We start from the raw sequence: 23,855 nt of genomic DNA on the forward strand, positions 1-23,855 counted from the left end.
CGTCGGGTTCACCGGCGGGCCGGGCGGCGGGGACGTGAGGCCGTCCCGCCTCAGAGGGGAGCGCCCACCCCTCCGACCGCGCCGTGAGGCCGGCCGGGCGCGTCCCTCTGCCCGCGCTCCACGACCGAGTCGAGGATCTCGCCGACCCTGATCGCGGTGTTCGACAGCAAGGACGACGTGATGCCGTGGGTGTGCTCCGTGCCGCCCTGCAGATAGACGCCGCAGCGCAGTCCGGGATCGGTCGCCACGCGGTAGTCGCGCTCGACACGGACCCGCCCCTGGTCGTCGAGCAGGCAGTGCTCCGCGATGTCGCCGAGCAGGCCGAGCGCGTCGGCGGGCTGATAGCCGGTGGCGTAGACGACCACATCGGCGTCCAGCGTCGTCCGTTCGCCGGTGACCAGCGACTCGACCGTGGTGCAAACCGTGTCGGGTGTCTCGACGGCGTCGACGACCCGGGAGACGTTGAGGAAGCGCAGCCGCTCGGTTCCGAGGACCTTCTCCTGGTACGCCGTGCGGTAGAGGTCGTCGATGAGGTCGATGTCCACCACGGCGTAGTTGGTGTTGCCGTGATAGCCCATCAGTCTGCGTTTCGTCTCGTCCGGGGCGGTGAAGTACTCGTCGACCGCGTCCGGGTCGAAGATCCGGTTGGCGAAGCCGCTGTCGTCGGCGGGGCTGTAGCCGTAGCGCGAGAAGACCGCGCAGACCTCGGCCTCCGGGAAGCGCCGGTGCAGATAGGCCACGTTCTCGGCCGCACTCTGACCCGCCCCGACGACGACGAAGCGGGACGGCGGCTCGGCCCCGTCCAGGCCGTCCACCCGGGCCAGCAGGTCGGAGGTGTGCCAGATCCGGTCCGTACGCTTGATCCCCTCGGGCATCTGCGGCCGCAGGCCCGTGCCGATCACGAGGTTCCGCGCCCGGTGGACCACGGTCTCGGACCCGGAACGGGAGGTAACGTCCACGTACTCCACGACACCGTCGCGCACGACCGGACGGATGTCGATGACCTCGTGTCCGTAGGACACCATGTCGTCGACCTGGGCGGCGGCCCATTCGAAGTAGGCGTGGAACTCGACCCGCAGCGGGAAGAGACTCTTGCCGTTCACGAAGTCGACCAGCCGCCCCTGGCTCTGCAGGTAGCAGAGGAAGCTGAATTCGCTCGACGGGTTCCGCAGCGTCACCAGGTCCTTGAGGAAGGACACCTGCATCGTGGCGTCGTCGATCAGCATCCCGCGATGCCAGCCGAACCGGGGCTGCTTCTCGAAGAAGTGAGCGGTGACGGCCTGTTGCCTGCCGACGCTTTCGTTGCGCTCCGTGAGCGCTATCGCCATGGCCACATTGGACGGCCCGAAGCCGATCCCTATGAGGTCGTGGACCGGTGGTGCGTCGTCGGGTGAAGCCTGTGACATGTCACTCCCATCGTGCGGGGGCAGCCGCTTTGGCGGACGTGGGGAAGGCGGAACAGAGCACACCGACTGAGCGGCAGCCGGGGTGAAACTTAGGTAAAGCTAACCTCATCATTGCACGCTGTCGACAGGGCGATCCGGACGGATGCCGGGTAAGTCGCAGCCAACTCACCCTGAAGCGACAGACATTGCATGCTTAGGTTAGGCTTGCTTTACTAAGCTTCATCGTCGTTCCGAGGAGGAACCTGTGCGGGTCGTCATGTTCGGCTATCAGACCTGGGGGCACCGGACCCTGCGAGCTCTTCTGGACTCCGCACATGACGTGGTGCTGGTGGTGACGCACCCCAGGAGCGAGCACGCTTACGAGAAGATCTGGAGCGACTCGGTCGCCGACCTCGCCGAGGAGAACGGCGTGCCCGTCCTGATCCGCAACCGGCCCGACGACGACGAGCTGTTCGCCCGTCTCAAGGAGGCGGAGCCGGACATCATCGTGGCCAACAACTGGCGTACGTGGATTCCCCCGCACATCTACGGGCTCCCCCGGCACGGCACACTCAACGTGCACGATTCGCTGCTCCCGAAGTACGCGGGCTTCTCGCCCCTGATCTGGGCGCTGATCAACGGTGAGCGCGAGGTGGGCGTGACCGCGCACATGATGGACGCCGAACTCGACGCCGGCGACATCGTGGTGCAGCGCGCGGTGGAGGTAGGACCTGCCGACACGGCGACGGACCTGTTCCACAGGACCGTCGAACTCATCGCCCCCGTCACCACGGAGGCGCTCGACCTCATCGCCTCCGGACACACGGAATTCACCCGGCAGGACCGGTCCCTGGCAAGCTTCTTCCACAAGCGCGCCGAGGAGGACATCCGCATCGACTGGAACTGGCCGGCCGAGGACCTCGAGCGTCTCGTGCGCGCGCAGTCCGCCCCGTATCCCAGCGCGTTCACCCACCACAGGGGCAGGCGTCTGGAGATCGTGACGGCGGTCGTGTCCGAGGGGCGCTACGGCGGCACGCCCGGGAGGATCTTCTACCGCGAGGGCGACGGAGTGGTGATCGTCGCCGGGGCGGACGCCCGGACCGGCCGCAACCGCGGTCTGGCCGTCACCCGGGTGCGTACGGAGGACGGCCAGGAGCTGCCCGCGGCCGAGTACTTCACCTCGATGGGCGGCTACCTCACCGGACGGCCCTGACCTCCCGGTCGCCTGCCGGCCGTCGCCACGTTAGGAAGAACCATGCACCAGCCGAGCGTGCCGGGGACGGCACACGGGCCCCGGCCGGCGGGCGTGACGCCGGCGAGCGTGCTGAGCCTCAACGCCTATCTCATGTACGCGACGGGCAAGGCCGCACGCCGCAGGCTCACCGGCACGCTGACGGCTCACGGGCTGCGGCTGTGGCACCTGACCATCCTGGCCATGCTGGACGAGAGCGGCCGGCTGTCCAAGGGCGATCTCGCCTCGCGACTGGACATGAACCAGAGCGATCTGACCAGGACCGTCACGGACCTGGACGCGGCCGGGTACGTCGTGTGTGCCCGCGATCCCTCGGACCGCCGCCGGATCGAGGTCGCCCTGACCGCGGCGGGCAGATGCGCACTGGCACGGCTCGACGCCGATGTGTCCGGCACCGAGGCGGAGCTGCTCGCCCCGCTGAGCCCCGAGGAACGCGATCTGTTCGCCTCCCTGCTGCGCCGCGTCCACGCGCACCTGGAACGGGACCGGGCGGCCGACGGCCTCACGGCCACCATCGCCGGACCGCGGGAACCGGGGGAGGCTGTCCCCCGGTGATCGCCCCGCGCGATGCGCCCCTCAGCCGCCGGCCGCCGACTGCGCCTCGGCCGCCGCGCGGTAGAGGCGGCGCAGCCGCACCACGCCCAGGTCGTGCTGGTAGAGGTTCTCCTGCTGGTCGGCGTCCGTCGGCATGGCCTCCAGCATGACGCGGTCCTGTTCCAGGACGTCCCAGTGGCGCTGCTCGATCAGCGTCCGGTACAGGAAGCGCCAGGAGGCGCGCTGCCAGTCCTCGACCCGGCGGTAGCGCCAGAAGAAGACGCCGCTGCGCCGCTCGTCCACCGGGCAGACCATGCCGACGATGCCGAAGGGGCCACCGGGACCGGCCGACGGCGGGTACGGGATCGAGAGGTCCACCCAGTCCACTCCGGTGCGGCAGAGCTCCACCCAGTCGAAGTTGACGCCGCGCTGGTCGGTCTTCTCGAAGAAGTAGCCGCGGTCGGTCTCCCGGATGCGGAACTTGGCCGTCGTGTCGCCGTCGAACATGGTGTGCGAGTCGTGGTGCAGGAACGCGCCGTGCATGGGGTCGAGCAGGTTCTCCACGGCGTACCGCCAGGGCGCGTCCCATTCCGCGTAGCAGAGGAACGCGTCCACGCCGGGGTCGGTCAGCGGCTCCGGCAGGGTCAGCTCGACGGGCTCGGGGTGCTCCTCGTCCCCGAAGTAGGCGAGGATCGCGCCCGCGACCTCGCGCACCGGCAGCGAGGTCACCAGCTTCTTGCCCTCCAGGCTGCACCCCGGCAGCCCGGGCACGGAGGAGACGGTGCCGTCGGACTCGACCTCGACGCCGTGGTACCAGCAGGCGACCCGGTCACCGAGGTGCTTGCCGAGCGAGAGCGGGGCACCACGGTGCGGGCAGCGGTCGGCGAGCATCGACAGGGCGCCGTCGGAGCGCCGGAACAGCAGCCACTGCTCGCCGAGCGCGGTCACCTTGCGCATCGCGCCGGGGGCCACGAAGTGCGAGGGGACGACCGGGTGCCACTGGTTGCGCAGACCGGTGGCGTAGATGTGGTCCGCGGTGGCGGAGGACGACAGCGTCATGGTCAGGCTCCCAGTCGGTTCATCTCGGCACGGAAGGATTCCTCGGTCCACGGGCTGCCGTCGGGGGCGTGGACCTGGCGGGCGTTGAGCCCGCGCACGACGTCGGCGAGCTCGTGTCCCTCGCGGGTGTAGACCTCTTCGAGGGTGGCGGCGAGTTTGTACTCGTACGGGGCCGGCTCGTGCGTACGGGACTGGTGGACGTCCAGGTAGGGCCAGGTGTCGGTCACGGTGTCTCCTGAGAGTGCGGGGGGTGTCAGAGGTCGAGGACGAGCCGGCCGGAGGCGCACCGCGAGACGCAGATCATCATCGTGGTGTTCGCGGCCCGTTCGGCCTCGCTGAGCAGGAAGTCGCGGTGGTCCGGAGTGCCTTCGAGGACCCGGGTCTCGCAGGAACCGCAGATGCCGTCGCGGCACGAGTTGTTCACGGTGAGTCCGGCGCTCTCGGCGGCCTCCAGGACGGAGGTCCCGGCACCGACGGTGAGCGTCGTCCCGGAGGTGCGGCACTCGACCTCGAACGCCTCGTCGTCGCCCGTGCGTTCCACCGCCGGCGCGGCGAACCGCTCCAGGCGCAGCCGGTCCGCGGGGCAGCGCTGTTCGACGGCCGCGAGCAGGGGCTCGGGGCCGCAGGAGTACACCAGGGTGCCCTCCTGCAGTCCGGCGAGCGCGGAGTCCAGGTCGATGTGGCCGTGTTCGTCCTGCGGGACGAGCGTGACGTCACCGCCCAGCGCGTCGAGCTCGCCGGTGAACGCCATGGAGGCCCTGCTCCTGCCGCCGTACACCATGCGCCACCGGGCTCCCCTGCGGGCGGCCTCCCGGGCCATCGCCAGCAGTGGGGTGATGCCGATCCCGCCGGCGACGAACACGTAGGAGTCAACGTCCTCCAGCACGAAGTGGTTACGAGGCTCGGAGACCGTGATCTCCTGGCCCGGCCGCAGCTGGGTGTGCACGAAACGTGAACCGCCTCGCGAGGCGGGCTCGTTGAGTACGCCGATGCGGTAGACGTCCTGGGTGTGCGGGTCGCCGCACAGGCTGTACTGGCGGATCTGGCCGCCGGCGTGGACGTCGAGGTGCGCGCCGGGGGTCCAGGCGGGCAGGGGTTTGCCGTCGGGGTGGGTCAGTTCGACGGACAGGACGCCCTCGGCCTCCCAGGTCATACGACGGACGGTCAGCCGCAGCGAATCCTCGCTCATGGTCTGTTGCCTCCTTGCCGGCGGTTCGGTCGGCCGGGCTACTGGCCCGGGATCCTGACGGGCGGGGTGAACGGGTTCTTCATCGGGCCGAGGGCGTCGAGGTCGACCTCGACGAGCGTGGGGCCGTCCGAGGCGATGGCTTCGTCGAGCACCGGGCCCGCGTGCTCCTCGGCGGAGATGCGGGCGTACGGCAGGCCGCAGGCGCGGGCCAGGAGCTCGAAGTCGGGGGTGGTGAGGTCGACTCCCGACCGGCGCTCGCTGTGGTATTCCTGCATGTTGCGCAGGACTCCGTAGCCGCCGTCGTTGAAGACGATCAGGGTCAGACGGGGCCGTTCCTGGGCGAGGGTGAGCAGTTCGCCGAGGTGGACGGCGAGTCCGCCGTCGCCCGCGATCACGACGGTGGGCGCGCCGGGCCGCGCGAGCGCCGCGCCGATGCCCATGCCCAGTCCCTGGCCGATGCCTCCGCCGCGCGGGAAGACGTTGTCCTTCGGGTCGTACATCTCCAGGAGCCGGTTGCCCCAGCTGCTGGAGGGGATGGTGACGTCGCGGGCGACGACGGCCTCCCGGGGGAGCGCGGCCCGGATGGCGTCGCAGATCGCGGCCTGCGGTCCGATGTTGTCGTGCAGGATCGCGCGTACCTCGGTGCGTACGGCTCCGACGCGGTCCGTCCAGCCGGGCTCTGCGGCCACGGCGTGCGGCAGCAGGGCCGTCAGGGTGCCCGCCGCGTCACCGTGCAGCGCGTGGGCGACCGGATAGACCCTGCCGAGGGCGGCCGCGTCGACGTCGATCTGGATGTGGGCGTCGGGGAGTTCCAGGGTGTAGTCCGCGGTCTCGTTCGACCGGAAGTGCGTGCCGATGGTCAGCAGGACGTCCGCGTCCTTGAGCAGGGCGCGCACCGCCGGTGTGGTGGTGAAGTTCCCGATGACCCGCGGGTGGTCCTCGGGGACGCTGCCTCGGCCGGAGTTCGAGGTGATCAGTCCGGCGCCGGTCGCCTCCAGCAGCCGGGCCAGCTCGCCGCGGGCGGTGTTCGCGCCGCCGCCGGCCCAGACGAGCGGGCGGCGGGCGGAGGCCAGGAGGGCTCCCGCGGCGGCGAGTTCGCCCTTCGTGGGGGTCGCGGGGGCGCTCTCCGCGTACTCGGCGGGTTCGTCGGTCTGCGCGGCGTACTGGAGGTCGATCGGCCATTCCACGCTGGCGGGGCCGCCGGGCGCGGTCAGGGCCGAGCGAGCGGCCTCGCGCAGGATCCGGCCCGCCTGTGCGGCGTCCTGCACGCTCGCGGCGTACGCGGAGACGGCCCGGAGCATGCCGAGCTGGTCCTTGGTCTCGTGGATGAATCCCCGCCCGCTCCCCAGGAACTCGCTCTCCACCTGACCGGTGACGTGCAGCACGGAGCTGCCCGCGCTGAGCGCCTCGATCAGCGATCCGGCGGCGTTGCCCGCGCCGGTGCCGGTGGAGGTCAGGGCGCAGCCGAGGGAGCCCCGGGCGCGGCCGTAGGCGTCGGCGGCGTTGACGGCTGATGCCTCGTGCCGCACGGGCACGAAGCGCAGCTCGCGGTCGACGGCTTCGACGAGCGGCAGGTTGTGGACGCTGACGATGCCGAAGACGGTGTCGATGCCGAGTTCGCGCAGGACGGTGACGAGGAGATCGCCTCCGTTGTCGTGACGCATGGTGTCTCCTCAGAGGATGGAGCGGCCGACGCCGCCGCAGACGTCGATGGCGGTGCCGGTGATGTAGGAGGCGCGGGGTGAGAGCAGGGCGACGACCGCGTACGCGACCTCCTCGGCCCGGCCGAGGCGGCCCAGTGCGATGCCCCGGTCCTCGGCCAGTTCCGTCTGCCATTCCTCGTACGACAGGCCGGAGTCCGCGGCCGCGTGGCGGCGGGTCCACTGGCCGGTGTCGACGAGTCCGAGGCAGACGGAGTTGACCCGGATGCCGTCGGCGGCGAGTTCGACGGACAGGGACTTGGAGAGGTTGAGGATGCCGGCGCGTGCGGCGCTCGTCGTGATCAGCCGGGTCTCGGGCTGCTTGGCCAGGACCGCGTTGATGTTGACGACGCTCGCCGCTCCGGACGCGGCCAGATGGGGGCGCGCCGCCTGGAGGGGGTTCAGCACCCCGGCGAACTTCAGCTCCAGTTCGTCGCGCCAGTCCTCGGCGGTGGAGTCGTCGAGCCCTTTCATGCGGGACTGTCCGGCGTTGTTGACCAGCCCGTCGATCCCGCCGAACTCCTCGGCGGCACGGCGGACGAAGGCGCGCACCGCGTCGGCGTCCCGTACGTCGCAGACGCCGGTCAGCAGGCGGCCGTTCGCGGCGCCGAGGCCGGCGGCCGCCTCGGCGAGCCGGCCGGCGTCGCGGCCGCAGGTGGCGACGCGGGCGCCTTCGTCGAGCAGGGCGCGGACCGTGGCCAGGCCGACGCCCGAGCTGCCGCCGGTGACCACGATGGTGCGGTCGGCGAGGCCCAGATCCATAACTCGTGTCTCCTGCGGTTCAGTTCATGGTGAAGCCGCCGTTGACGGCGATCACCTGTCCGGTCAGATAGCGGGATTCCTCGCCGAGCAGGAAGGAGACGATCCCGGTGAGGTCGTCCGGCTGCTGCGGGCGGGAGATGGCACGGTTCATGCGGTAGAGGTCGTGCCGTTCGGCCGGCACGGTCTCGGTCGCCTCGCACTCGGTGAGTCCGGGGGCCACCGCGTTCACGGTGATCCCCCTGTCTCCGAGTTCGCGGGCCATGGCGCGGGTCAGCGCGATGACGGCACCCTTGGAGGCGATGTAGTGGGCGAGGCGCGGGGAGCCGTACAGGGCGGCGTCCGAGGCGAGGTTGACGATCCGGCCCGGCTCGGTGAAGAGCGGGTACAGGGCCTTCGAGACCAGCCAGGGGCTGCGGGCGTTGACCGCCATCAGCCGGTCCCACACCTCGATGTCGATGTCCTGGAACTCCTTGCCGCCCACGCCGTTGGCGAGCGCCGCGTTGTTGACCAGGCCGTACAGCGGGCCGAGCTCGCCTACGGCGTCGGCGAGCGCCTCCACGGAGGCGGGGTCGGCGACGTCGCAGCGGACGAAGTGGGCGTCGATGCCCTCGGCGCGGAGGCCGGCCGCGGCGCGCTCGCCCCGCTCGTGTTCCAGTTCGGCGAGGACGACCCGGAAGCCGTCGGTGCCCGCCCGGCGGGCCATGGCCAGTCCGAGGCCACGGCCCGCTCCGGTGACGACGACGGTGCGCCGGCCTGCCGGGGGCTGGTCAGCCACGGGTGACGCCGTGCATCGGCGAGTACTCGGGGTAGGTCGGCACCTGCGGCTTCTGGGTGCCGATGACGACGCAGAACAGGGCGTCGGTGTCGCCCTCGTTCTTGAGCGAACGGGTGACTCCGGCGGGGACGACGATCATGTCGCGGTAGCCCAGGGTGCGGTACTCGGCCTCGTCGGCGCCGCGGTGGATGCCGACCTTGACCTCGCCCTCCAGGACGAAGAACGCCTCCTCGACGTCGTGGTGGGTGTGGGCCGGGCCCTCGGCGCCGGGCGGCAGCAGCATGTTGGAGAAGGTGAACCCGCCGGAGGGGAGGATCCGGCTGTCGCTCTCGTGGTTGCCGGTGGCGCCGGAGCCGACGTAGCGGATCTGGCCGCGGCGGAACTGCGGGCCGGCCTTCTCCTGGAAGGACAGGGTGTCGAAGTCGGCGACCCGGGATGCCTTGGTGGCGATGAGGGAGTCGGTGTACGCGGAGAGGTCGTCGCCGTTGTCGTACGCGTCGGTGGTCAGGGGCATGGTGGTGGCTCCTATTCGGGGATGGCCGCGGTGATGCGGAGGTGGGAGAGCACCCAGGCGTCGAAGTGGCCCGGCTGCTCCTGGTTGGCCAGGTGACCGGCGTCCTTGACGATCACGTAGGCGGTCCTGTGGATGGCCCCGGCGATGGCCTGGCTCGCCTCGGTGCCGGTGACCCGGTCCTGTTCGCCGCAGAGCACGAGGGTGGGGGCGGTGATCGAGGGGAGTTCGGCGCGCAGGTCGGCGGAGGCCATCGATTCGGCGGCGTGGGCGTAGCCCGGCAGGCGTACCGAGGCGGCCATGGTGTCGACGACGCGGCGTACCAGTTCGTCCGGCGCGTCGGGCGACACCAGCCGTGGGCCACGCGCTTCGGCGAAGGCGCGGGGGCCCAGCTCGGCGAGGTCGGCGGCTCTGGCGCGCATGCCGGCCGCCTTGGCCTCGTCGGTGCCCGAGCCGGGGCTGGAGTCGGCGATGATCAGCGAGGCGACGAGGTCGGGGTGACGGGTGGCGAGACGCAGCGCGATCACTCCGCCCCAGGAGACGCCGAGGAGGTGGGCGGTGGTGGCGCGCTCCCGGATGAGGGCGGCCGCCGCGTCCGCGTAGCCGTCCAGGTCGAGGGGGGCCTCGGGGTCGGGCGACTTGGCGTACCCGGGGGCGTCCCAGGCCACGACCCGTACGTACGCGGAGAGTTCGGCGAGTTGCGGGGCGAAGGCGGCCGAGGACGAGCCGATGCCGTGCAGGCACAGCAGCAGCGGCCCTTGGCCGCCCGCCTCCTCGACGTGGACGTGGGCGGCGCTCACAGGATCTGCCCGGTCCGGCCGGCGAGTGCGGCGAGGCTGCGCAGCACGGCGTACGGCACCACCTGGCTGGTGGCCGGGTTGACGGGGTCGGGCAGGTGCGCGACCTCGAAGCGGTAGGAGCCGTGGCCGCCGGACGCCTCGATCACATGCCGCGTGTGGTGCGCCGCCGGGTCGGCGACGACCTGGACCCGCACAGCGTCCAGGTCGCCGACGGCCAGCGCGACCGAGGCAGCCACGTTCGTCGACTTGGGGAATTTGACCGGGACGTCGCGGGCGGTCCCGGACATGACCTCGACGGGGCCGGTCGCCGTCCGCATGCGTCCCAGCAGCTCCTCGTCCATCCAGGGCTGTTCGAGGGTGGAGGGCAGCTTGGTGGTGGTCAGCCGGACCTCGTCGAGCGGGCCGAGGGTGCGCACCGCCTGGAGCAGATCGAGCCCGCCGACGGCGCCGCCCGTGAAGTACACCCGGCCGGGGCCGGCCGCCAGCAGCCGCTTGGTGAGCTCGTCGTCGGTCAGCGCGCCGGTGGAGGCGATGAGCAGGTCGGTGCCGGAGGCGAGGACCCGCTCGCCCCATTCGCGTACGACGCCCTGTCCCGCGGCCTCGACGACGAGGTCGCAGGACTCCATGGCCTCCTCGAAGGTGGCCTGCCGCACGGGGGCGGCCTCGCCGAGCGGGCGGTTGTCGACGACGCAGACCAGCTCGGCGCCGGTCACACGTCCTTCGGCGAGCGCGGTGCCGACGACGCGGCCGATGGCGCCCCAGCCGACGACGGCGACCTTGCGTACGGTGCTCATGCGGTGGCCTCCTGGGCGTCTACGGGAACGAGCGGGCCGGTGCCCTGGGCTTGGGGGGTGGCGAGCGGGCCGGGGTCCGGGGAGCCGGCCATGCTGCAGCGGATCTCCTTGGACGGCGCGCCGGCCGTCCCCCACAGGTCGGAGAGCTCGGGGACCCGCCGCCACACCCGGGCGATCCAGGCGTCCTCGACGATCTGGGCGACCTCCGAGGTGTATTCGCAGACCAGCCCGGAGGGGTCGGTGAAGTAGGAGAAGGTGTTGTTCCCCGGGCCGTGCCGGCCGGGTCCCCACTGGGGGGTGATGCCGTGGTGGCGCAGCCGTCCGAGGCCTCGCATGAAGTGGTCGACCGAGGTCATCTCGTAGGCCACGTGGTTGAGCGAGGTCCACTCCGCCTGGTTGAAGGCGATGCAGTGGTGGTCGCTGTTGCAGCGGAGGAACGCCATCTGGTGCTCGGACCAGTCGGAGACGCGCAGCCCGAGTACGTCGCGGTAGAAGGCGACCGCTGCGTCGATGTCGGTGGTGTTGAGCACGGCGTGCGTCACCCCGACGGGGACGGCGCCGTCCCTGCCGCGCGGCACGACGGCGTCGACCTGGGCGCTGATCTCGATGAGGCGGCCCTCGGGGTCGGTGAACCGCAGTCCGTAGCCACCGCCGACCTGGTCCAGCGGGCCGGGTCCGGTGACGGGCACCAGGGAGCGCGCTTCGAGGCGGCGCGCCGCCTCGTCGACCTCGGCGGGTGTGGCGACGGCGAAGGCGATCCTGCCGAGGCCGACCCGGTCCCGCTCGGTCAGGTGCAGGACGTGGTGCTCGTCGCTCGTGCCCCGGAGCCAGCGGGCGCCGGTGTCGGACTCGACGGTCTCGAGGCCCCAGACGTCCTCGTAGAAGTCGGCGGCCTCGGTGAAGGCCGGGGTGTGCAGCTCGACGTAGCGGAGTGAGCGGAGCCGGGCGATCGGACCGGGCGGTATCGGGTGCATGGGGTCCCTCCAGGACTGGCAGGTGTGCCGGGTCAGTTGGCCCACGGAAGCGGGTGGTCCGAGATGCCCCAGTACAGGGACTTCTGGCGCTGGTAGGCGCGGATCGCGTCGCGGCCCTTCTCCGTGCCGAGGCCGCTGTCCTTCCACCCGCTGAAGGGGGTGGAGGCGCTAAACTGCTTGTAGGTGTTGATCCAGACGGTTCCGGCCTCGATCCGGCGCGCCAGCGCCCCGGCGGCGCGCAGGTCGCGGGTCCAGATCCCGCAGGCCAGGCCGTAGACGGAGTCGTTGGCCTGGCGGACCAGGTCGTCCTCGTCGTCGTACGGCAGGGCGACCAGGACCGGGCCGAAGATCTCCTCCTGGCAGGTGCGCGAGGTGTTCGGGAGGCCGTCGAGGACAGTGGGCAGGTAGTAAGCCCCGTCCTCGTACGGCTCCCCCTCGGGCGCCGCACCACCGCACAGCACGCGGGCCCCTTCGGACCGGGCGAGGTCGACGTAGGCGGCGACGGAGTCGCGGTGGCGGTGGTGCACCAGGGGGCCGACCTGGGTGGCCGGGTCGGTGCCGGGGCCGACGCGCAGCTTGCGTACGCGCTCGACGAGTTCGCCGACGAAGGAGTCGTAGATCTCGCGTGCCACGAAGAGCCGGGAGCCTGCGATGCAGGACTGGCCGCTGGACGAGAAGATCCCGAACAGCACCCCGGCCAGGGCCTGTTCGATGTCGGCGTCGGCGCGCACGATCGTCGGTGACTTGCCGCCCAGTTCCAGGGAGGCGGGGATCAGCTTCCGGGCGGCGCTCTCGGCGATGGACCGCCCGGTCTCCGTGCCCCCGGTGAACCCGATGCGGCCGACGAGGGGGTGGCGCACGAGGGCGTCACCGACCACCCGGCCGCTGCCGGGCAGCACGGAGAGCAGTGCGGCCGGCAGCCGGAACTCGTCGAGCGCCTGGAAGACGATCCGCCCGAGCGCCAGGGAGACCAGGGGGGTCCAGGCCGCGGGCTTGAGGATCACCGCGTTGCCGGCGGCGAGCGCGGGAGCGATCTTCTGGGCGTCGCTGGCGACCGGGGAGTTCCAGGGGTTGATCGCTCCCACGACGCCGATGGGCTCGTGCGTGCTCACCGTGACGTACGGACCCCGGGACGGGGTCACCGACTCCTCGGCCGTCTCCAGGACGGCCGCCATGTAGCGGAAGGTGCCTGCCGCGCTGAGCGCGAGGGCCCTGGTCTCGGTGAGGGTCTTGCCGGTGTCGGCGGTCTGCAGGGCGGAGAGCTCGTCGGCGGCCCGCTCTGTGAGCTCACCGATCCGGTGCAGCAGCCGTGCCCGCTCGTGGGCGGGCAGGTCGCGCCAGGCCGGGTCCGCCACGGCCCGCGCCGCGGCTTCGGCCGCCTCGGCGACCTCGTCCGCCGACGCGGAGTGGACGGTGGCGAGGACGCGGCCGGTCGCTGGGTCGACCGTGTCGACGGGCTCGCCCGCACCACGCCGCCACTGGCCCGCGATCAGGATTTGGGTGGGGAACTGCAGCACGGGTGGACCTCCGGACGAGGCGGAAAAGGGGTGGACTCCGGGTGCGGACAGGCTCGTTGGGTTACCGCCACCGGACTGCCGAAGTGCTAGAAATCTAAGCGCTTAAGTTTCTCGGCACAAGACCCTGAGGTGAAATCGTTGCCCGGAAGGTCTTGAGCACCACTTCCACGCGATCGATGATGGTGGCCGAGTCGCGGGGAGCAAGCTTCCTAAGCTCTTAACTATTGACCGCTTAGGTATAGCCCCCTACTGTCTCCGCAACTCATCTGCCCGCGGAAGGACCCCCTCCATGACGACTGTGGCCGGCAAGCCCGCTCTCGGCTCTATCGCCGCGAGACTCGAACGACTGCCGCACTCGCGCTGGCACATCAAGGTCCGGTTCCTGATCGGCGCCGTCACCTTCTTCGAGGCGTTCGACCAGCTGCTGGCCGCGTCCGCACTGCCCGTCCTGATGAAGGAGTGGCACCTGTCCACCGGACAGGCCACCTTCGCCGTCACCTCCGCCTCCATCGGCATGCTGCTCGGCGCCCTCGCCGCGGGGTGGCTGGGCGACCGCATCGGACGCGTGCGTACCGTCGCGCTGGGAGTCGGGGTCACGGGCCTCGCCAGCCTCGCCGTGGCCTTCTCCGGCAACATCGAGACGTTCTCGCTCTTCCGCTTCCTCCAGGGCCTCGGGATCGGCGGCGTCGTACCGGTCGCGGCGACGTACATCAACGAGATCGCCCGGTCCGACAAGCGGGGCCGCTTCGTCCTGCTGTACGAGATGATCTTCCCGGCCGGACTGGCGGCCGCCACCCTGCTCGCCGTCTGGGTGGTCCCGGCCTTCGGCTGGCGCGCGATGTTCCTCGTGGGCGCGCTTCCCGTGGTGATCGCCGCGATGCTGCCTCGCCACGTCGAGGAATCCCCGCGCTGGCTGCTGTCCCGTGGACGTACGTCCGAGGCCGAGGCCGCGATCTCCCGGATCGAGGCGGAGGTCGCCCGCGCGACCGCCGAGGAGCTCCCCGCGCCGACTCCGTCCGTGGACACGCCGGACGAGCCCAAGGGCACCCTCATGGATCTGTTCCGGGGACGCTATCTGCGGCGTACGGCGGTCCTGTCGGGTCTGTGGTTCGTGGCGTACTACGTGAACCACGGCATCTCCACCTGGCTGCCCTCCCTCTACACGAAGGAGTTCGGCCTGGACCTCACCACAGCTCTCGTCTACACCCTGGTCAGCAACCTCACCGGCCTGCTGGGCACCTTCGTCGTGGCCATGCTGATCGACCGCATCGGCCGCAGGCCCGCCCTGATCGGCGCTTTCGTCGGCACCGTGCTCTCCCTCGCCGTACTGGCTCTCGCCGGCGCGACCTCGGGCGGCCAGGTGGCCCTCTTCGCCTCCTGTACGACGTTCTTCCTGTACGCGATCAACGCGGGGCTCTACCTCTACTCCCCCGAGCTCTACCCCACGTCGAACCGGGCCAGGGGCGCGGCGTTCGGCGGTCTGTGGAACCGGTGCGGCGTCATCCTCGGCCCGGTGGCCGTCGGCGCGGTCATCGGGGCGGGCGGCGGACTGGGGCTGGTCTTCGCGCAGCTCGCCGTGGTGGGCGCGGTGGGCGCCGTGATCGCGTGGTTCGCGGTCGAGACCAAGGGCAGGACGCTGGAGGAACTCAACGCCTGATCACGCCTGGTCACGCCGGTTCGGGGCCGGGGGCCGGGAGCAGCGCTCACTGCTCCGGGCCACCGGCCCCGAGCGTGTGCGCCAGAGTCCCCAGGAGAGCCGTGAGCCGCCGGCGTTCCGTGTGGCCCAGGCCGGCCGCTCCCGCTCGGACCGCATGTCCGCCAACCGGCCGGTCAGTTGGAGGCCCTCGGGGGTGAGACACAGCCAGACGACCCTGCGGTCGCCGGTGCCCCGCTCGCGGCGGATCAGCCCGGCCTCCGCCGGCCGGTCGGCCTGCTGGGTGAGACCGCCGCCCGGGCCGAGCCCGCCGCCGCGACCTCGCCCGTCGTCAGCCGGCACGGGGCACCCGCCTCGCGCAGCGTGGCCAGGACGTCGTAGGCGGGCAGGCTGATGCCGTACGCGCGCACCGCCCTGCCGACGACGAGCCGGTGGCACGCGGCGCAGTCGTCGAACAGGGCGACAAGGAGGCGGTTCCCGGCTGCTCCGGGACGGAAGGCGGTGCTGGAAGCACCAGGGGCACTGCCGGTCCTGCTCAGAAAGGCCGCCGTACCCGCGGCCGCCGTGCTGTTCGTCGTCATGCCGGTCAGGGCGGTGAGGCGGCGGTCCCGCGGCTGAGCCTCCCATCACCTCAGCGGTAAGATTCTCAGTGCCGTGAGAAGCCGTGAGCAGCCGGGGGGACGCCGGCCGACGCCGTACGAGGGGATGAGATGGCAGCATCAAGGCCTGGGGACCAGGACGCCGTGGCGAAGGTGGTCGAGGACTGGGCGCGGGAGCGGCCGGAGCTGGACACGAGCCCGCTCGAGGTCCTAGCCCGGCTCCACCGCTCCTTCCTGCGCTACAGCACCGGACTCACCGAATCCATCGAGCGGCACGGCCTGTCCGTCGCGGGCTTCGACGTCCTCACCGCGCTGCGCAGGTCCGGGGAGCCCTACCGGCTGACAGCCGGGCAGCTCGCCGACTCCGGGCTGGTGTCGTCGGCAGGGGTGACCCTGCGGATCGACCGTCTGGAGAAGGACGGCCTCATCGTCCGCGAGCGGGACACCCAGGACCGCAGGGTCGTCTACTCCCGGCTGACTGAGAAGGGCCTCGCGACGGTGGACACGGCGTTCACCGAACACCTGGACAACGAGAACCGGATGCTCGGAGGGTTGTCCCCCTCCGAGCGCCGGCAGCTAGCGCGGCTGCTCCGCAAGCTGGAGATCTCGATCCTCGACGCCGACGAGGAGCGGGCCGGCGCGGGGGAATGACCGCCGGGCCGGCATGGCTCCCCTCCCCTGCGCGAGCGTCGCTGTCCGGGCCTTCAGCCCTTCAGCCGCTCGCGCAGCTCGTCGTCGTCGGCGACGAACCAGGTCTGGGTCCCCCGGTTGCACTCCCGGACGAAGTCCCGGAGCGAGGAGCTCTCCTCCGTAAGGCGGGAGACATCGCCGAGCACCACCAGTCCCACGCCGTACTGCACGAACTTCTGGACGATGTCGCCCGCGACGCGGGTCTCCAGCCGGAAGAAGCTCTCGTCGAGACGCCCGACGGGGATGACGGCCCACCGGGCCCCCTGGTAGCCCGCGTCACCGATGAGGTCCAGGGCCTCCCTCTCCCCGCGGATGGTCTCGCCCTGGGAGGGGCATATCAGGACGGGCACGTCGTGGATGGTCTGCAAGGTGCTCATGGGCGACCAGACTACGGCGTGTCGGGACCGAGCAGCGTGCGACGCCGGAGCCGTTGCTGCGACGGGCGAGATCGACAGACCGCGCCAGGTGTCCGAGTGGCGCGCAGACGGCGCTCGCTCGGCACGGAAGGGCCTCGTCGGGCCCACGATGAGCCGGGTCCGGGCGTCAATCGTTCGCGTGGGAGCACCGGCTGCCCTCGGCCTGCCTCGGCACCCGCATCCGGCGCATGAGGTCACGCGTCCCGCGGCGGTCGAGCGTGGTGCGCCAGACGACTCCCGGATACCGGGCTCGCAGGTGGGAGAGAGCCCTGGTGCCCAGCCCGCTGCGGTGGAACTGCTTCTCGATCAGCACGTCGGTGATGACCGCCTCCGCGCAGGATGCGCAGAGGCGGAAATCCACGTGGCCCACCACCTTGCGCACGTGTACCAGGAGCAGACACTGCGTGTCACCGGCGTTCCGCCCGGGCGACGGCACCAACTCGACCTCGCTGTAGGCGAGCATGCGCCGGTGCCAGTCGCCCTTGCGGTGTCTGAGCAGTCGGTGGCGCCCCCCGCCACCGTGGTGCGCGGGGGGTTCCACGTCGTCCGATCCACGGAGAGGCGCACCGCGGAGCGTGTCCGTCCTGGTCTGTGCGTAACTTCCCTGCATGACTCGCGCCTGCCCCGCCTGCCGCGACCGATGCCTCCGGCCGTCGCCGGAGGCGAAGCGACGCCTGCCGGACGGCCTTCAGGTGCCGGGACCGGGGTCCGGCCGGACGGGCTCGGTGATACCCGCTCGGGCGGCCTCCAGCTGGGCCGCGAACGCGATCCCGAGAAACAGGACGATGCCGGTCAGGTTGGCCCAGAGCAGCAGCGCCACGAATGCGGTCAGTGGCCCGTAGACGGCACCGAACGAACCGCTCTTGCCCACGTAGAACGTGAGCAGCCAGGTGGCCGTGACCCACAGGACCAGGTGCACGGCGGACCCGAAGACCAGCCACGTGTAGCCGGGCTGCACACGCCGGGGTGACCAGCGGAAGATCACGGCGGAGGCCAATGCGGCGCAGACCGTTCCGACCGGTATTTCGAGGACGTCCCACCAGCCGAGCCAGGACCGCGACCAGCCGAGGGCCTCCACCACCGAGTCCCCGACGGCTTCGCCGGCGACCAGCACGAGGAATCCCAGCATCAGCGGAAGCCCCGCGGCGACTGCCAGCAGCAGGCCGCGACCGTACTTGGCGAGGAAGGGACGATCGCGCTCGATGCCGTAGATGCGGTTGCAGCCTCGTTCGATCTGGCCCATCGCCGAGGCTAGATTGAGCACGGCGAAGCCGAGGCCGAGCCACATGGCGAGCGCCCCTGCCGTCGTGGAACCCGCACTCCGTCGGGTGTCCCGCAACGCTCCTTGCACGAGTTCCACGCTGGCGCCGGGGGCGATCCTTCCGAGCGTCAGCTCGATCACTCGGCCGATGCTCTCGGTGTGCACCGTCGTGGCCACGCCCACCAGCGCGATCACGAAGGGCACCATGCCCACGACCACCTGAAATCCGAGCGATCTCGCGAAGCTGAACCCGTCGGCGTACCGGAACCGTGCGAAGGCGTCGAGGAGCAGCTTGCGCCCGCCGTAATGGCGCAGCGCGCTGAGAGCTTCGTCCCCCGAGAGCTCCTCCCCGATCATGTCCCGCGTCTGCGGCACATGGACGACTGTCCCCATGAGACCTCTCCTCCGACTGTCGGTCCTGCTGTCCCGACCCGCCCGCACAGTAGTTCGTGCAGGGGCAGCGGAGCCATCGGCCCCTGGGCCCGCGCGCCTCGTGGGCGGGCGGCAGAGGCGGGGTGGTCATCGTCGGACGGCTCCGTGGTCCCGCCGCCGCGGGAAGAGACGGGCCAGTTCCTCGGCCAGTGCGGTGAGCTGGGCGAGCCCGGGGTGTCCGGCGAAGGCCGCGAATCCGGAGGAGGGAGCCGCCCCCGCGCACGGTCAGCAGCTCGGTGTCGAGCAGTCCTGGGACGATCCGGCGGATGGCGTCGATGGCGGCGGGTTCGGCGAGCAGTTCCGCCAGAGACGTACGGAGATTGAGGGCTCCTTCGGGGAACTCGTCCGAGCGGGCGGCCGGTTCACGGGCCGCCTCGGCACGCTCACGCTGGGAGGCCACGAGCAGATGGGCCTCGGTCACCTCGTCGGGGTGCTGCGGCAGGCCCAGCCGCTCGTACTGGTCGTCCGGTGCCTCGCTCTCCCTGAGCCGCTCCACCAGCAGCCGGATCATGCGCAGTTCGGCGGCGTCGTCGACGAGGGGCTTCTCCTGCTGAGGGTCCGTGTCCAGGTCGAAGAGGAGACTGCCGAAGCGCTGCGGCCCCAGCAGCGGTGAGGGGCTGGCGGGGATCCTGAGGGTGCGTACGCCCTTGGTGAAGCCGAACGGTTCGGCGAGGTACCAGGGGGTGACGACCTTGGCCCACCAGCCCTTCTCCCCCAGCAGATAGCCGTGGTCGGTGCAGACGACGAGCATCGTGTCGTCCCACAGTCCGTGGGCGTCCATGGCGTCCAGGACCCGGCCCAGCGAGTGGTCGCACATGGAGGGCAGCGCGGCGTACTCGTAGAGGGCGTGCCGCACATGGTCGTCCGTCTCGGTGACCCGGTTGTAGTCGGGCCAGTCGAAGTGCGGGCCCTGGTAGTCGTGTGGGTAGAGGTCCTTGTAGTGGTCCTGGGTGAAGAAGGGTTCGTGCGGGTCGAAGGTCTCGATCTGGACGAACCAGTTGTCCTCGGCGTGATTGGTCCGCAGGAATTCGAGCCCTGCGTCGGGGGCTTCCTTCGGTCCTGGGACGCCGGGGCGTCGCAACATTACGACGGCGTGAAATCGGGCCGGCCCTTGTTCCCGGTTCTCCGGCGGGATGCGCGCTCCGGAAGCGACCGGAGGAAGAACCGCAGGTCGGGCACGGTTTGACGGGGCATCATCAGAGGCGGTGTGTGCGCCGTGGGAGCGCTGATTCAACCACCGCCGGACGGCCTCCGCGGCACCGGCCGGTGCTTGACGCCCGCCGTGCGGCGCTGCGAGTCTCCGGGGCATGTTCGCGACGGCCGTTTCCGACGCGCGGCCCGCCCACGCCGGCCGCCCCACCACGCCGATGGCGTGTCCGGGCCGCTGTACGACTGCCTGACCCTGCTACTCCGGCCCGTGCCGTGCGGCCGAAACGACCGGCGCCCCGCACCACGGTCCAGCCACACTCAGCGCTCCGCACCTCTCGCGCCCCTGGTCGGCCGATTACTTCCTCTCCAAGATCAACCAACGACCGTCTTGGGCGATCCCGAAAACCGAAGGGAATCCCGTCATGTCCTCAGCAACCACCGCTCCCGCCTCCACCCTCACCGTCCAGAAGATCGGCGGTCGGCTCGGCGCGATCCTCTCCGGGGTACGCCTCGGTGGGGACCTGGACCCGGCGACGGTCGCCGGGATCCGGGCCGCGCTGCTGGCCAACAAGGTGGTCTTCTTCCGTGACCAGGGCCATCTGGACGAGGAGAACCACGAGGCGTTCGGCCGGCTGCTGGGCACCCCGGTCGCCCACCCCACAGTGCCCTCCGCCGACGGCCGTTACTCGCTCGGCATCGACTCCGACCACGGCGGCCGGGCCAACCAGTGGCACACGGATGTGACCTTCGTGCCGGCCTATCCGGCCTTCTCGATCCTGCGTGCCGTCGTCATCCCTCCGTACGGCGGCAACACCCTCTGGTCCGACACGGGTGCCGCGTACGCCGAACTGCCCGAGCCGCTGCGCGTGCTCGCCGACAGCCTGCGCGCGGTCCACTCCAACGACTACGACTACGTGGCCCTGCGTCCCGAGGCCCGCCCGGAGGCCCTCGCCCAGTACCGCAGGGTGTTCACCTCGACGAAGTTCCAGACCGAGCACCCGGTGGTCCGCGTCCACCCCGAGACCGGCGAACGCGTCCTGCTCCTCGGTAACTTCGTCCAGCGCATCAGCGGGCTGACCGGCCGTGACTCCCGCGCGCTTCTCGACCTGTTCCAGTCCCACATCGAGCGTCCGGAGAACACCGTGCGCTGGCAGTGGCAGACCGGCGACGTCGCCATCTGGGACAACCGCGCCACGCAGCACTACGGCGTGGACGACTCCGACGCCCATGAGCGCAAGCTCCGCCGCGTCACCATCGACGGCGACATCCCGGTCGGCACCGACGGCCGCTCCTCGACGCTGATAAGCCCCGAGGAGGTGCCCGACCCCTCGTTCGGCATACCGTCCGGAGCCTCGACCGCCGAGGCCGCGGACGCCGGGGAGGTCGCGTAGAAGACGCACGCATGAGCGGGCACGGTGACACACCCGCCCGGCGGACGGTGCCCCGGCACCGTCCGCCGGGACGCGCCCGCAGGTGATCGTGATCCTCACGGACCAGCAGCGCTGGGACACGGCCGGAGTGCACGGCAACCGCGCAGAGGTGACGCCCGAGTTCGACAGGATCGCCCGCGAGGGCACCTTGTTCGAGCAGGCGATCACGCCCAACCCCGTCTGCGCGCCCGCCCGTTCGGCCCTGCAGACCGACCGCTACCCCACCGCGTCCGGTGTCTTCCGCAACGGGCTGCCGCTCCCCGAGGACGTACCCACCCTCGCCGGGGCGTTCGCCGGGGCCGGGTACGCGACGGGCTGCATCGGCAAGTGGCACCTGGCGGGCGAGGACGGTCCGGACGGCCCCGTACCGCCCGGGCGGCGGGGTGGTTACGAGAAGTGGCTCGCCTCGGACCGCCTGGAGTTCACCTCGGACGCGTACCGCACGGTGATGTACGACGAGGACGGGGAGCCGGCGCGGCTTCCCGGGTACCGCTCGGACGCCCTGATCGACGCGGCCATCCGCTTCGTGGCCGACCATACGACCGCCCCTGTCTGCTCTTCGTCTGCCTGCTGGAGCCCCATCACCAGAACCCCACCGACGACCACCCGGCGCCCGCCGGCTACCGCGAGCTCTACGAGGGTGCCTGGCTGCCGCCCGACCTGGCAGCACTCGCGCCGGGCGCTCCGCAGGGCGGCGCGCACCGTCATCTCGCCGGATACCTCGGCCAGATCAAGCGGGTCGACGAGGGGGTGGGCCGGCTGCGCGACGCGCTCAGGAGCCTGGGCACGGAGGACAGCACGGTGCTGGCGTGGACCGCGGACCACGGCTCCCACTTCCGTACGCGCAACAGCGAGTACAAGCGCTCCGCCCATGAGTCGTCCGTGCGGGTGCCCCCGGGCGGGGTCCGTCCTCGTCCAGATCAGCGAGGACCGGGTCGGCCGTGCGGTGCGCACCTCGCGGTGGAAGTACGCGGTGGACGCACCGGGGGCCGACGCCTGGAACGAGCCGGACGCGGGGCTCTACAGGGAGACCGAGCTGTACGACCTGGCGGCCGACCCGTACGAGCTGGACAACCTGGCCGGGCTCGCCTCGCACCGAGAGGTCGCCGACGGGCTGCTGGCGGAACTGCTGGAGTGGCTGGAGCGGATCGAGGGCGTGAAGCCCGTGATCGAGCGGGCCGCCCACCGTCCGGCCGGGCAGCGCCGCGCGGAGCCGTTCCCGGCCGAGTTGCCCTGGGAGGGGGTGAGGTTCGGCCACCGCCCCAGCCCCTGAGGCAGGCGCGCTCTCCTGACCAGGGCACATCGATCCGAGCGGGCGGAGCCCACGGGCGGCACCGATTGCGTGATCAAAAACTGGTGCGGTTAACATATGAGCACCGCCTAGCTCGAAAGATGGACTTGTGACTGCCACCGAGGACTCGTTCACCAATTGGAAGACCCGCGAGGAGATCGCGGAGTCGATGATCCCGATCATCGGGAAGCTGCACCGGGAGCGGGACGTCACGATCCTGCTCCACAGCCGCTCCCTGGTGAACAAGTCGGTGGTCAGCATCCTCAAAACCCACCGTTTCGCCCGGCAGATAGCCGGCGAGGAGCTCTCGGTCACCGAGACACTGCCGTTCCTGCACGCCCTCATGGCGCTCGACCTCGGCCCGTCCCAGATCGATCTGGGCATGCTCGCCGCGACGTACCGGACGGACGACCGCGGCATGTCGGTGGGCGACTTCACCGCCGAGGCCGTGGCCGGCGCCACGGGCGCCAACAAGACGGAGCGCCGCGAGGCACGCGACGTGGTTCTCTACGGGTTCGGCCGCATCGGCCGTCTCCTGGCCCGCCTGCTCATCGAGAAGACCGGCTCCGGCAACGGCCTGCGGCTGCGCGCCATCGTCGTACGTCAGGGCGCCGGGCAGGACATCGTGAAGCGCGCCTCGCTGCTGCGCCGGGACTCCATCCACGGCCAGTTCCAGGGCACGATCACCGTCGACGAGGCGAACAGCCGGATCATCGCCAACGGCAACGAGATCCAGGTGATCTACTCCGACGACCCGACGGCGGTGGACTACACGGCGCACGGCATCAAGGACGCCATCCTCATCGACAACACGGGCCGCTGGCGCGACCGCGAGGGGCTGTCCAAGCACCTGCGCCCCGGCATCGCGAAGGTCGTCCTGACGGCACCCGGCAAGGGCGACGTCCCCAACATCGTGCACGGGGTGAACCACGACACGATCAAGCCGGACGAACAGATCATCTCCTGCGCCTCCTGCACCACCAACGCGATCGTCCCGCCGCTGAAGGCGATGGCGGACGAGTACGGCGTGCTGCGCGGCCATGTGGAGACGGTCCACTCGTTCACCAACGACCAGAACCTGCTGGACAATTACCACAACTCGGACCGCCGAGGCCGCTCGGCGCCGCTCAACATGGTCATCACCGAGACGGGCGCCGCCTCCGCCGTCACCAAGGCGCTGCCCGACCTCGACGCGAAGATCACCGGCAGCTCGATCCGGGTCCCGGTGCCGGACGTCTCGATCGCGATCCTGAACCTGCAGCTCGCGCGCGGCACCGACCGCCAGGAGGTCCTCGACTACCTTCGTAACGTGTCGCTGACCTCGCCGCTCAGGCGACAGATCGACTTCATCACCGCTCCCGACGCGGTCTCGAGCGACTTCATCGGCTCGCGCCACGCCTCGATCGTCGACGCCGGAGCCACCAAGGTCGAGGGCGACAACGCGATCCTCTACCTCTGGTACGACAACGAGTTCGGCTACTCCTCCCAGGTCGTCCGGGTCGTCCAGCACGTCTCGGGGGTCGAGTACCCGACCTACCCGGCACCGGCGGTCTGACCCTCCGGGCGGCGGGGGCCCGGGGGGGGGGGCGGGGGGCGCGCCCGGGTAAATGTGCCAGGGCCCCCCCCGCCCCCCGCTTGGGGTTCCGGGGACGCGGGGCCATGCGCAGGGCCCGGCCGGCAC

General features: G+C 71.1%; 23 protein-coding genes and 2 pseudogenes. 8 read left to right on the forward strand and 17 right to left on the reverse strand.

Annotation, left to right across the window (positions count from 1 at the left end; translation table 11 throughout):
* Positions 1 to 50: 50 nt before the first annotated feature.
* Positions 51 to 1,406: a lysine N(6)-hydroxylase/L-ornithine N(5)-oxygenase family protein gene (locus ACIQM3_RS09190; protein WP_401621006.1), complete on the reverse strand. Its 1,356-nt coding sequence runs from the start codon at positions 1,404 to 1,406 to the stop codon at positions 51 to 53.
* Positions 1,407 to 1,650: 244 nt separating this feature from the next.
* On the opposite strand from ACIQM3_RS09190, the gene ACIQM3_RS09195 reads away from it, so the two are divergent.
* Positions 1,651 to 2,598 carry a methionyl-tRNA formyltransferase gene (locus ACIQM3_RS09195; RefSeq protein WP_401621009.1) on the forward strand — a complete coding sequence of 316 codons (948 nt, stop codon included), beginning with the start codon at positions 1,651 to 1,653 and terminating at the stop codon, positions 2,596 to 2,598.
* A 42-nt stretch (positions 2,599 to 2,640) separates the two neighbouring features.
* Positions 2,641 to 3,192 carry a MarR family winged helix-turn-helix transcriptional regulator gene (locus ACIQM3_RS09200; protein ID WP_401621012.1) on the forward strand — a complete coding sequence of 184 codons (552 nt, stop codon included), beginning with the start codon at positions 2,641 to 2,643 and terminating at the stop codon, positions 3,190 to 3,192.
* 21 nt (positions 3,193 to 3,213) lie between these two features.
* Here ACIQM3_RS09200 and ACIQM3_RS09205 read toward each other — a convergent pair whose 3' ends face one another.
* From ACIQM3_RS09205 to ACIQM3_RS09255, 11 genes are read right to left on the reverse strand one after another with little or no spacing between them, the layout of a single operon-like run.
* Complete coding sequence (locus ACIQM3_RS09205; protein WP_401621015.1) at positions 3,214 to 4,230, reverse strand: Rieske 2Fe-2S domain-containing protein; 1,017 nt, start codon at positions 4,228 to 4,230, stop codon at positions 3,214 to 3,216.
* A 2-nt stretch (positions 4,231 to 4,232) separates the two neighbouring features.
* Positions 4,233 to 4,457 carry a recombinase-like helix-turn-helix domain-containing protein gene (locus ACIQM3_RS09210; protein WP_401516056.1) on the reverse strand — a complete coding sequence of 75 codons (225 nt, stop codon included), beginning with the start codon at positions 4,455 to 4,457 and terminating at the stop codon, positions 4,233 to 4,235.
* A 26-nt stretch (positions 4,458 to 4,483) separates the two neighbouring features.
* On the reverse strand, positions 4,484 to 5,419 hold the full coding sequence (locus ACIQM3_RS09215) for a PDR/VanB family oxidoreductase (RefSeq protein ID WP_401621018.1): 936 nt from the start codon (positions 5,417 to 5,419) through the stop codon (positions 4,484 to 4,486).
* A gap of 38 nt (positions 5,420 to 5,457) precedes the next feature.
* The gene (locus ACIQM3_RS09220) at positions 5,458 to 7,083 is read right to left on the reverse strand and encodes a thiamine pyrophosphate-binding protein (RefSeq protein ID WP_401621021.1); all 1,626 of its coding nucleotides are present in this window, start codon (positions 7,081 to 7,083) and stop codon (positions 5,458 to 5,460) included.
* Between the two features lie 9 nt (positions 7,084 to 7,092).
* A complete protein-coding gene (locus tag ACIQM3_RS09225; protein ID WP_401621024.1) occupies positions 7,093 to 7,881 on the reverse strand; it encodes an SDR family oxidoreductase in 789 nt (262 codons plus the stop codon).
* 19 nt (positions 7,882 to 7,900) lie between these two features.
* The gene (locus tag ACIQM3_RS09230; protein ID WP_401621027.1) at positions 7,901 to 8,656 is read right to left on the reverse strand and encodes an SDR family oxidoreductase; all 756 of its coding nucleotides are present in this window, start codon (positions 8,654 to 8,656) and stop codon (positions 7,901 to 7,903) included.
* On the reverse strand, positions 8,649 to 9,170 hold the full coding sequence (locus ACIQM3_RS09235) for a cupin domain-containing protein (RefSeq protein ID WP_073749699.1): 522 nt from the start codon (positions 9,168 to 9,170) through the stop codon (positions 8,649 to 8,651). Before ACIQM3_RS09235 ends, ACIQM3_RS09230 begins: the two co-directional genes overlap by 8 nt.
* An 11-nt stretch (positions 9,171 to 9,181) precedes the next feature.
* Entirely contained in the window at positions 9,182 to 9,967 is a 786-nt protein-coding gene (locus ACIQM3_RS09240; RefSeq protein WP_401621030.1) for an alpha/beta fold hydrolase, read from the reverse strand.
* On the reverse strand, positions 9,964 to 10,761 hold the full coding sequence (locus ACIQM3_RS09245) for an aspartate dehydrogenase domain-containing protein (RefSeq protein WP_401621033.1): 798 nt from the start codon (positions 10,759 to 10,761) through the stop codon (positions 9,964 to 9,966). The genes ACIQM3_RS09240 and ACIQM3_RS09245 overlap by 4 nt, the downstream gene beginning before the upstream one ends.
* The gene (locus ACIQM3_RS09250; protein WP_401621036.1) at positions 10,758 to 11,735 is read right to left on the reverse strand and encodes a VOC family protein; all 978 of its coding nucleotides are present in this window, start codon (positions 11,733 to 11,735) and stop codon (positions 10,758 to 10,760) included. The genes ACIQM3_RS09245 and ACIQM3_RS09250 overlap by 4 nt, the downstream gene beginning before the upstream one ends.
* A gap of 32 nt (positions 11,736 to 11,767) precedes the next feature.
* The gene (locus ACIQM3_RS09255) at positions 11,768 to 13,252 is read right to left on the reverse strand and encodes an aldehyde dehydrogenase (RefSeq protein ID WP_401621039.1); all 1,485 of its coding nucleotides are present in this window, start codon (positions 13,250 to 13,252) and stop codon (positions 11,768 to 11,770) included.
* 289 nt (positions 13,253 to 13,541) lie between these two features.
* On the opposite strand from ACIQM3_RS09255, the gene ACIQM3_RS09260 reads away from it, so the two are divergent.
* Positions 13,542 to 14,909: an MFS transporter gene (locus ACIQM3_RS09260; RefSeq protein WP_401621041.1), complete on the forward strand. Its 1,368-nt coding sequence runs from the start codon at positions 13,542 to 13,544 to the stop codon at positions 14,907 to 14,909.
* 245 nt (positions 14,910 to 15,154) lie between these two features.
* Here ACIQM3_RS09260 and ACIQM3_RS09265 read toward each other — a convergent pair whose 3' ends face one another.
* Positions 15,155 to 15,487: a hypothetical protein gene (locus ACIQM3_RS09265; RefSeq protein WP_401621044.1), complete on the reverse strand. Its 333-nt coding sequence runs from the start codon at positions 15,485 to 15,487 to the stop codon at positions 15,155 to 15,157.
* A 129-nt stretch (positions 15,488 to 15,616) separates the two neighbouring features.
* On the opposite strand from ACIQM3_RS09265, the gene ACIQM3_RS09270 reads away from it, so the two are divergent.
* Positions 15,617 to 16,156, forward strand: coding sequence for a MarR family winged helix-turn-helix transcriptional regulator (locus ACIQM3_RS09270; RefSeq protein ID WP_401621047.1), 540 nt, complete (start codon positions 15,617 to 15,619; stop codon positions 16,154 to 16,156).
* 53 nt (positions 16,157 to 16,209) lie between these two features.
* Here ACIQM3_RS09270 and ACIQM3_RS09275 read toward each other — a convergent pair whose 3' ends face one another.
* The 3 genes from ACIQM3_RS09275 to ACIQM3_RS09285 all read right to left on the reverse strand — a co-directional run bounded on the left by ACIQM3_RS09275 (position 16,210) and on the right by ACIQM3_RS09285 (position 18,265).
* A complete protein-coding gene (locus ACIQM3_RS09275; RefSeq protein ID WP_401621050.1) occupies positions 16,210 to 16,572 on the reverse strand; it encodes a DUF4180 domain-containing protein in 363 nt (120 codons plus the stop codon).
* 166 nt (positions 16,573 to 16,738) lie between these two features.
* Positions 16,739 to 17,152 (reverse strand): hypothetical protein, encoded by a 414-nt coding sequence (locus ACIQM3_RS09280; RefSeq protein ID WP_401621053.1) that lies wholly within the window; start codon positions 17,150 to 17,152, stop codon positions 16,739 to 16,741.
* A 147-nt stretch (positions 17,153 to 17,299) separates the two neighbouring features.
* Positions 17,300 to 18,265: a YihY/virulence factor BrkB family protein gene (locus ACIQM3_RS09285; RefSeq protein ID WP_401621056.1), complete on the reverse strand. Its 966-nt coding sequence runs from the start codon at positions 18,263 to 18,265 to the stop codon at positions 17,300 to 17,302.
* 193 nt (positions 18,266 to 18,458) lie between these two features.
* Here ACIQM3_RS09285 and ACIQM3_RS09290 point away from each other — a divergent pair, with 193 nt between their 5' ends.
* Positions 18,459 to 18,917: a hypothetical protein gene (locus tag ACIQM3_RS09290; RefSeq protein WP_401621059.1), complete on the forward strand. Its 459-nt coding sequence runs from the start codon at positions 18,459 to 18,461 to the stop codon at positions 18,915 to 18,917.
* A 153-nt stretch (positions 18,918 to 19,070) separates the two neighbouring features.
* Here the strand turns inward: ACIQM3_RS09290 and ACIQM3_RS09295 are convergent.
* Positions 19,071 to 19,613, reverse strand: a pseudogene (locus ACIQM3_RS09295) (hypothetical protein); the annotation flags it as partial.
* Between the two features lie 262 nt (positions 19,614 to 19,875).
* Between ACIQM3_RS09295 and ACIQM3_RS09300 the strand changes: the two are divergent.
* From ACIQM3_RS09300 to ACIQM3_RS09310, 3 genes and pseudogenes are all read left to right on the forward strand, one after another.
* On the forward strand, positions 19,876 to 20,844 hold the full coding sequence (locus ACIQM3_RS09300) for a TauD/TfdA dioxygenase family protein (RefSeq protein ID WP_401621062.1): 969 nt from the start codon (positions 19,876 to 19,878) through the stop codon (positions 20,842 to 20,844).
* 127 nt (positions 20,845 to 20,971) lie between these two features.
* Positions 20,972 to 22,287 (forward strand): annotated as a pseudogene (locus ACIQM3_RS09305) (sulfatase-like hydrolase/transferase).
* The gene (locus ACIQM3_RS09310) at positions 22,284 to 23,729 is read left to right on the forward strand and encodes a glyceraldehyde-3-phosphate dehydrogenase (protein WP_401516119.1); all 1,446 of its coding nucleotides are present in this window, start codon (positions 22,284 to 22,286) and stop codon (positions 23,727 to 23,729) included. The pseudogene ACIQM3_RS09305 and the gene ACIQM3_RS09310 overlap by 4 nt, the downstream one beginning before the upstream one ends.
* Positions 23,730 to 23,855 lie beyond the last annotated feature (126 nt).

The sequence above is a fragment of the Streptomyces sp. NPDC091271 genome, from assembly GCF_044757505.1.
Classification (GTDB): Bacteria; Actinomycetota; Actinomycetes; order Streptomycetales; family Streptomycetaceae; genus Streptomyces.

Excerpts from the sequence above, each read along its gene's own strand:
- ACIQM3_RS09200 (WP_401621012.1), top strand. The coding sequence starts at position 2,641 with ATGCACCAGCCGAGCGTGCCGGGGACGGCACACGGGCCCCGGCCGGCG.
- ACIQM3_RS09250 (WP_401621036.1), bottom strand. The coding sequence starts at position 11,735 with ATGCACCCGATACCGCCCGGTCCGATCGCCCGGCTCCGCTCACTCCGC.
- ACIQM3_RS09220 (WP_401621021.1), bottom strand. The coding sequence starts at position 7,083 with ATGCGTCACGACAACGGAGGCGATCTCCTCGTCACCGTCCTGCGCGAA.
- ACIQM3_RS09285 (WP_401621056.1), bottom strand. The coding sequence starts at position 18,265 with ATGGGGACAGTCGTCCATGTGCCGCAGACGCGGGACATGATCGGGGAG.
- ACIQM3_RS09225 (WP_401621024.1), bottom strand. The coding sequence starts at position 7,881 with ATGGATCTGGGCCTCGCCGACCGCACCATCGTGGTCACCGGCGGCAGC.
- ACIQM3_RS09205 (WP_401621015.1), bottom strand. The coding sequence starts at position 4,230 with ATGACGCTGTCGTCCTCCGCCACCGCGGACCACATCTACGCCACCGGT.
- ACIQM3_RS09235 (WP_073749699.1), bottom strand. The coding sequence starts at position 9,170 with ATGCCCCTGACCACCGACGCGTACGACAACGGCGACGACCTCTCCGCG.
- ACIQM3_RS09245 (WP_401621033.1), bottom strand. The coding sequence starts at position 10,761 with ATGAGCACCGTACGCAAGGTCGCCGTCGTCGGCTGGGGCGCCATCGGC.
- ACIQM3_RS09270 (WP_401621047.1), top strand. The coding sequence starts at position 15,617 with ATGGCAGCATCAAGGCCTGGGGACCAGGACGCCGTGGCGAAGGTGGTC.
- ACIQM3_RS09300 (WP_401621062.1), top strand. The coding sequence starts at position 19,876 with ATGTCCTCAGCAACCACCGCTCCCGCCTCCACCCTCACCGTCCAGAAG.
- ACIQM3_RS09215 (WP_401621018.1), bottom strand. The coding sequence starts at position 5,419 with ATGAGCGAGGATTCGCTGCGGCTGACCGTCCGTCGTATGACCTGGGAG.
- ACIQM3_RS09190 (WP_401621006.1), bottom strand. The coding sequence starts at position 1,406 with ATGTCACAGGCTTCACCCGACGACGCACCACCGGTCCACGACCTCATA.
- ACIQM3_RS09265 (WP_401621044.1), bottom strand. The coding sequence starts at position 15,487 with ATGACGACGAACAGCACGGCGGCCGCGGGTACGGCGGCCTTTCTGAGC.
- ACIQM3_RS09260 (WP_401621041.1), top strand. The coding sequence starts at position 13,542 with ATGACGACTGTGGCCGGCAAGCCCGCTCTCGGCTCTATCGCCGCGAGA.
- ACIQM3_RS09275 (WP_401621050.1), bottom strand. The coding sequence starts at position 16,572 with ATGAGCACCTTGCAGACCATCCACGACGTGCCCGTCCTGATATGCCCC.